Source organism: Acinetobacter stercoris (genome assembly GCF_900323515.1).
Lineage (GTDB): Bacteria > Pseudomonadota > Gammaproteobacteria > Pseudomonadales > Moraxellaceae > Acinetobacter > Acinetobacter stercoris.
Map to the genome: position 1 here is coordinate 1 of NZ_OOGT01000342.1, position 2,086 is coordinate 2,086.

Annotated in this window: 2 protein-coding genes; one reads left to right on the plus strand and one right to left on the minus strand. The window is 32.2% G+C overall.

The window, feature by feature from the left end:
* Positions 1 to 118: 118 nt before the first annotated feature.
* On the plus strand, positions 119 to 304 hold the full coding sequence (locus tag KPC_RS19305) for a hypothetical protein (protein ID WP_121975927.1): 186 nt from the start codon (positions 119 to 121) through the stop codon (positions 302 to 304).
* Positions 305 to 1,402: 1,098 nt separating this feature from the next.
* Here KPC_RS19305 and KPC_RS19315 read toward each other — a convergent pair.
* The gene (locus KPC_RS19315) at positions 1,403 to 1,966 is read right to left on the minus strand and encodes a hypothetical protein (protein WP_228212348.1); all 564 of its coding nucleotides are present in this window, start codon (positions 1,964 to 1,966) and stop codon (positions 1,403 to 1,405) included.
* Between the last annotated feature and the right edge of the window lie 120 nt (positions 1,967 to 2,086).

Sequence of the window (2,086 nt, forward strand, 5' to 3'; positions counted from 1 at the left end):
AATATATGTTGCAAGTTTGTTTACTCAAGTCCAATATGTAATCAATGTAATTTAAATGATTATTCACAAAAGGTTTTAAGCTCAGCTGTCACTATCTAAATTAAACAGGAGTAATACCATGCTTAAAAAATTCTTTATACAATTTGCAGCTTGCATCGCTATCGTTCTAGTATTGGGTGTACTTTTATCAAACATGATTGAATTAAGTCATCATGTTGAATATTGGATCATGCTTTTGATCCCTACTTTCGCAGTGCCGATCTTGACAACAGTCACTTTTTTTAAAGAACCAATTGAACTTTAATAATTTAGCCAAGTCTTAACGTCAAGGAAGCTCTCTAAAAGCTTCCTTGGGTATTAAAAACGTTTATCAATCTGATCTAACTTTTTAATTTAATCAGTAGATTGCGTTAACAGATTTAAAGTGTTGGTCCAAAGGTCTTGCTGACTCCCAAACTGTTCCGTAGATGTTGATGGTGGATTTTTCCTTATAAAATCAATAATCTTTTGTTTTTGTTGAAAATTTAAAATATCAACTGTTTGTGGATTATTCAAAATATTATTACCAATACTAGAAATAACAGCATCTCTAGCTATACTTTCCATACGACTCAATGAATTCAGTGAATCATCCAGATTTTTTCCATTGGTTAAAGTATTGGCAACATATGCAGCACGATTGTCCGATAGATACCCTGACTTAAATATATCTGCTAGCATCTTTGTTGTATCTATATCAGAAGGATTAGTGGTACCGTAACTTGAGATTATAGATTCTTTTAGTTTGTCCGATGTTTTTTCATTTCCATATAACTGATTGACTGATTTTGAAATTTTATTTCGTATTTGATCATATTGAGGAAGTGATTTTCGTTGAAGATGTTCATCTTCAGTCAATAAGCTCGCATTAGAAAGTGCACCTAAAGCCGCATTTTGAATATATTCATCATGATCATTCAAATATGGAATAATCTCATCTACCTTTTCGATCGGGTTGATAGTTGACATTCCAAGTAAAATTTCTTTGATAGCATCAGGATTTTTCTTATATTTTTCTAATAACTGAGTATATATATCCAATTTTTCATTTCTACTAAGAGTACGNCTATCATTCACCTGTTCCAGTTCCTTTCCCCATTCTGGTTTAAATTTTCCATCCATATCAAAAGTTCCGGTTTCTAGTGAATTTTTTTGAGTGGGTATACTAGAACCACTATTTGCTGATTCTCCATGAGTCTTACTCACCGAGCTACTGGAACCTTGAAATAAAAAAATAAATATAAAAATCAATATAATAAAAACACAAAAAATAAACCAATACTTTTTTTTCATTTCTATAAAACCAGTCTTATTGTTAAGATTAGAATCATATAGATAACTCTAACCTTATAATGATGAAAATCTAGCGTGTAATCGTTAAAAGAGAACTATTAAAAGTTGTACGAGGTAAGCTACCACCAAGTGATCCATTTCCAGTTTGCTCATACATCCAGCGGACAAAAGAATCACACCTAAAGGTGCCCTTTTTCCAACTAAAAGCTGTACATTTACCATTTGCATCATACCTTGTACATTCTTGAACTGCAGGTTTAGCTGTAGCACTCCATAAAGTATAAGCGACATAAGGACGTTGCTGATTGGATAAGCCAATGATCTGGTTAGAAGCTGAGGTATATGGTGCTTTAAAACCAAAATTACTTTTTGCTTTCGCCCCCCAATATTTATCAGTTTTAAATCCTTCTACGGTTTTAAAACGCACAACATCGACATAATCTGTCGCTTGATTTACTTCTGAAACATTATTATTTGATGCTAGTAGACCAACGTGTCCTAAAAAACCAACTAAGGCAACAGATAGATCACGTCCCACGACATCACCAACAGCAACAGGATTACCTGCTGCCATACACCATGAACTGATAGATAAGACCAAACTAGCAGCTAAAGTATTTTTTATTATGTACATTATTGATTGCTCCATTTATTAGAGCAGTTATAGTAATTACAATATTGTTTAAAAATTATTAACAATAATTTAAATTTTCGTGAAAAACCCGGCTAACTATATTTTCATTCATTATAAATG

Bases quoted from the DNA above. Each gene is read 5' to 3' on its own strand.
- KPC_RS19305 (WP_121975927.1), top strand. From the start codon at position 119: ATGCTTAAAAAATTCTTTATACAATTTGCAGCTTGCATCGCTATCGTT.
- KPC_RS19315 (WP_228212348.1), bottom strand. From the start codon at position 1,966: ATGTACATAATAAAAAATACTTTAGCTGCTAGTTTGGTCTTATCTATC.